The following is a 3,910-nucleotide window of genomic DNA, read 5'->3' as shown; positions in this document are numbered from 1 at the left end:
GCGCAGCGATGCGCAGGCCTTTTGCTTTTCAGCGGAAGAAGAACGACACGCCCAGCCCGGCCTGCACGTCGGGGCTGTCGTCGTCCAGGCCCAGGTCGAAGGAGGCGTCCAGCTGCACGTTGCGGGCCACCATCCAGGTCACGCCGGCGCCGGCGATCGCGGTAGAGGGTTCGCCGTTGGTATGGGTGAAGCCGGCTTCGATATAGCTGCTGACATCGTCGGTCAGCGCCACGCTCAAGCTCGGCGACCAGGTAAAGCTGTCCTCGCCCGCACCGCGGGTGGCATTGGCATACAGCGCGCCACTCCAGCGGTCGTTGAAGCTGTATTCGTAACTGGCGCCAAGCGCGTACTGGGTGCCACCTTCGCTGAAGTCGCGGGTGCCGGTGGCAAAGCTGCTGCTGGCCAGCAACGCGAGTGCATGTTTGTCCGAGGGCAGGGGCAGCGCGACCTTCAAGGCGAGGCCGCTGTCGCCGGCGCCGTTGGCGCTGCTGGACGGCGCACCGCGCGGCTTCAATTGCAGGTGGTTCCAGGGCGTGCTGAACACCTGCAGCTCCACGTGCTCGGCCAGGCCGATGCGCAGGTTGAGGTCGCTGCTGTATTGGGTGGAACGGGTGCCGTCGTCGTCGCGGTCACGCTCCAGGCTGGGCAGGCCCCACTCCACGGCGACGCTGCCACGCGGCAGCGTGGATGGTGCAAAGCCGATGCCGGGACGGTCGAACGCCGGTGGTTCGGCAGTGTCGTCCTGGGCAAAGGCAGGCGAGGCGAGCAATAGCAGGGCAAGGGCGGCAGGCAAACGCATGGTGCAATCTCCGGTGAGCGGCGCAGCTTCGGAGAGTGTGCGACAAGAACCCGTGAGGAGATCGCCGGGTGCGGCTCAGGCCTCGGGGTGGGTCAGCGCCAGCAGGCCATCGAGCAGGCGGTTGGCGCGCGGRCGGCCGTCGACGTCGATCGGGTCGGCCAGCGACTGCAGCCAGAAGCCGTGCGCGGCCCGTCGTGCGGCAGTGAGCCGGTGGTCCCTGGCTTCACCGGGGTGCAGCAGCAGGCGGCCTTGTATCCACTGCTTGAGCGCTTGGGCGATCTCCGGGTCGGGGCGGCCGCGTGGCGCGCCGGGGCCGGGGCCCTCCGGGGTCAGGCAGGCACGGAAGACCGCGGTGACGTAGGCGCGCGAAAAGCGCCCATGCGTGATGGGATCGGCCGCGATCAGTGTCTGCACAGCATGATCGAAATCGACCAGTGCCTGCGCCAGCACGGGGACATCGTCGGCGTCGGGCGTGCTCATCATGGGGAAAGGGCGGCTCATGGGGGGGCTCCGTTTGGCAAGGCCAGGGGCGGGCGGTAGGCAGCTCAGTGCATCGCCTGCAGTGGGGCCTGCGGCAGCTGCGCAATGGCATCGGTCGGCTGCCGCAGAACGTCATTCAACAGCGCGATCACGCGCTCGCCTTCCCCGTTGCAGGCCAGCTCGAAGGTGGTCTGTCCACCCAATGCCGGCAGCGGGGTGTGCAGGATCCACTCGAGCACGGCGCTGCGATCGGGCTCGATGCGCAAGGCAAGTTCGGCGACACGACGAACGATTCCCTGGCGCATGCTCAGAACCCGTAGCTGAGTGAAAGAGCGGCCGAGTCCATGTGCTTGCCGCTGGTCATCGGGCTGTCTTCGACGGCAGTGGACAGGATGGAGCGGCGTACCGATGCGGTCGCGGTCCAGTGCGCACCGAGCGGCATCACGGCGGTCAGGTCCATGTAGGGCGATACGCCGCTGCCGGCACGATAGCGGGCCAGGCCGCTGCGCCGCGCTTCGGCTTCGCTGACGCCGAAGTAATAATCGTTGAGGGCGCTGCCGGCGTAGTTCACACCGACCCCGGGCACCAGCGTGACGCGGCCGGTGGGCAATGGATAGGCGTACTTGGCGTCGGCGGAAACGCCACCGCCATGACCACTCACTTCGGCCTGCACGTTGGCCTGCACCAGGCCCCACGGCGCGGTGTGCCGCACCGCTACGCCGGCCATCGCCGAGAAGCCGCGATTGGACAGCTGGCGCAGGCGCACGTCGTCGCTGTCGTTGTGTTTGAAGCGCATCATGTACGGCGCGGCCAGCACCGACAGTTCCGTGCTGTCGTTGTCGAACAGCGTGTAGCCGAAGCTGCCTCCACGGAAATGGAATCGGCGGCCTTCGTAGCTGATCACCGGCGCACCGACGGTGTCGGTCTTGTAGCCGGTGTAGGGCGATTTGAGCGCCACCACGGCCACGCCGAGGCTGCTGCGCGGCTTTGCCCCAGGCGCCTGGGCCAGGGCGCTGCCGGTGGCCAGCCAGGCGACGGTGGCCAGGGCGACGGCAACCAGATAGGGACCGATGGCCCGCTGGGCGCCTTCATTGGCGACGGTGGGGCAGCAGCCTGCCCGGGGGGAATCTTCCTTGCAACGCACGTGCATGTACCTGCCACACTGGGAATACCAAGGGGACATGGTGCCCGCGCTACATTGTCGGAACGTTGCGTCGGGCCGCGCGGTACCATCGGCAGCCGTCGCCCCTGTCCTTACGCCCATGCGCATCCTGCTGCTCGAAGACGATCCGGAACTGGCCAGTGCCATCCAGGCCAGCCTGGGTCGGCATGGGATGGTGGTGGACGTGGTGGCCAGCATGGCCCAGGCTGGCGAAGCGCTCAAAGCCGGCGTGCACCAGATCCTGCTGCTGGACCGGCAGCTTCCGGACGGCGATGGCGCSAGCTTCGTGCGCGTGGCGCGCAGCCTGGTGCCCAACCTGCCGGTGATCATGCTTACCGCGCGCGATTCGGTGGCCGACCGGGTGGTCGGGCTGGACGTGGGCGCCGACGACTACCTGACCAAACCCTTCGCGGTGGAAGAACTGCTGGCGCGGATCCGCGCGATCTCGCGGCGACCTTCGCAGATTGCGTTGCCGGTGCTGGCGCTGGGGCGGATGCACTTCGATTTTGTCGCGCGCGAGGCGACGGTCAATGGCGTGCTGCTGGCGTTGCCGCGCCGGCAGTTGCTGGTGCTCGAGGCGCTGGCGGTACGCCAGGGCCGCACGGTCGCGCGTGCGGCGTTGCTTGAAGCGGTGTACGGCTTCGATGACGCGATCCAGTCCAATGCGCTGGACGCGCACGTGTCCAAGCTGCGCAAGGCACTGGCCGAGGCGGAGGCGCAGGTGGAAATTCACGTCATGCGCGGTATCGGCTACCTGTTGAAGGACATCGCATGAAATTCCTCAAGCCCGGGTCGTTGTCCTTCAGCCTTGCCTGGAAGATCATCCTGATCCAGATCACCATGGTGGCCGTCGGCCTGATGGGCATGGTGCTGATGTATGGCGACAGTGGTGCCGGCTACATCGACTGGAAGATGAGCGAATCGATCGCCAAGTCGGTCCATATCCGCGGCGATGCATTGCACGTGGACTGGGCGGCATTGGACCGTGCCGCGCAGGATCGTCCTGCCACGTTCTGGTTCGCCGCCACCGATGAGGATGGCCGCCAGCTCACCCACGGCACCGTGCCGGAGGTCTTTCGCCCGCTGGTGGCGCAGCTGCAATACCTGGAGCCCACCGACATCCGCACGCGCACGCGCGCGGCCGAACTGGCGATGCGGATCTGGGTCAACGACACGCCGGAAGGACGCGTGCACGTGATGATCGGCGGCATGCCGCACCGCGGGTTGTGGCGGCAGATGCTGGTGGTGATCGGTTACCTCGGCGGCTGGATCACCGTGCCGCTGATCGTGATCACGCTGGTGGTGGCGCCGTGGGCGATCCACCGCTCGCTGCGCGGGGTCAACCGGGTAGCCGCGCAGGCGGCGGCGATCCAGATCAACGAGCGTGGCGGTGGCCTGGATACGCACGCGGTGCCGGCGGAAATCTTCCCGCTGGTGGATGCGTTCAATGCCGCGGTACGGCGCATCGG

At 67.6% G+C, this 3,910-nt stretch carries 5 protein-coding genes and 1 pseudogene; 2 read left to right on the top strand and 4 right to left on the bottom strand.

What is annotated here, in order from left to right:
• Window positions 1-28 precede the first annotated feature (28 nt).
• From ACXJKH_RS16535 to ACXJKH_RS16520, 4 genes are all read right to left on the bottom strand, one after another.
• Window positions 29-799 (bottom strand): transporter, encoded by a 771-nt coding sequence (locus tag ACXJKH_RS16535; protein ID WP_457320929.1) that lies wholly within the window; start codon window positions 797-799, stop codon window positions 29-31.
• A gap of 75 nt (window positions 800-874) precedes the next feature.
• Complete coding sequence (locus ACXJKH_RS16530) at window positions 875-1,300, bottom strand: hypothetical protein (RefSeq protein WP_457320928.1); 426 nt, start codon at window positions 1,298-1,300, stop codon at window positions 875-877.
• 44 nt (window positions 1,301-1,344) lie between these two features.
• On the bottom strand, window positions 1,345-1,584 hold the full coding sequence (locus ACXJKH_RS16525) for a hypothetical protein (protein WP_457320926.1): 240 nt from the start codon (window positions 1,582-1,584) through the stop codon (window positions 1,345-1,347).
• A gap of 2 nt (window positions 1,585-1,586) precedes the next feature.
• The gene (locus ACXJKH_RS16520) at window positions 1,587-2,423 is read right to left on the bottom strand and encodes a MipA/OmpV family protein (protein ID WP_457320924.1); all 837 of its coding nucleotides are present in this window, start codon (window positions 2,421-2,423) and stop codon (window positions 1,587-1,589) included.
• A gap of 118 nt (window positions 2,424-2,541) precedes the next feature.
• Here ACXJKH_RS16520 and ACXJKH_RS16515 point away from each other — a divergent pair, with 118 nt between their 5' ends.
• Window positions 2,542-3,216, top strand: a complete 675-nt coding sequence (locus tag ACXJKH_RS16515; protein WP_457320922.1) for a response regulator transcription factor — start codon at window positions 2,542-2,544, stop codon at window positions 3,214-3,216.
• Window positions 3,213-3,910: pseudogene (locus ACXJKH_RS16510) on the top strand (sensor histidine kinase); the annotation flags it as partial. The gene ACXJKH_RS16515 and the pseudogene ACXJKH_RS16510, both read left to right, overlap by 4 nt.

It is taken from the genome of Stenotrophomonas sp. P5_B8 (assembly GCF_054049855.1).
Note: the sequence above shows the minus strand (reverse complement) of the source record. Positions and strands in the feature narration are given on the sequence as shown.

Coding starts and splice junctions, on each gene's coding strand:
- ACXJKH_RS16535 (WP_457320929.1), bottom strand. CDS start 799: ATGCGTTTGCCTGCCGCCCTTGCCCTGCTATTGCTCGCCTCGCCTGCC.
- ACXJKH_RS16525 (WP_457320926.1), bottom strand. CDS start 1,584: ATGCGCCAGGGAATCGTTCGTCGTGTCGCCGAACTTGCCTTGCGCATC.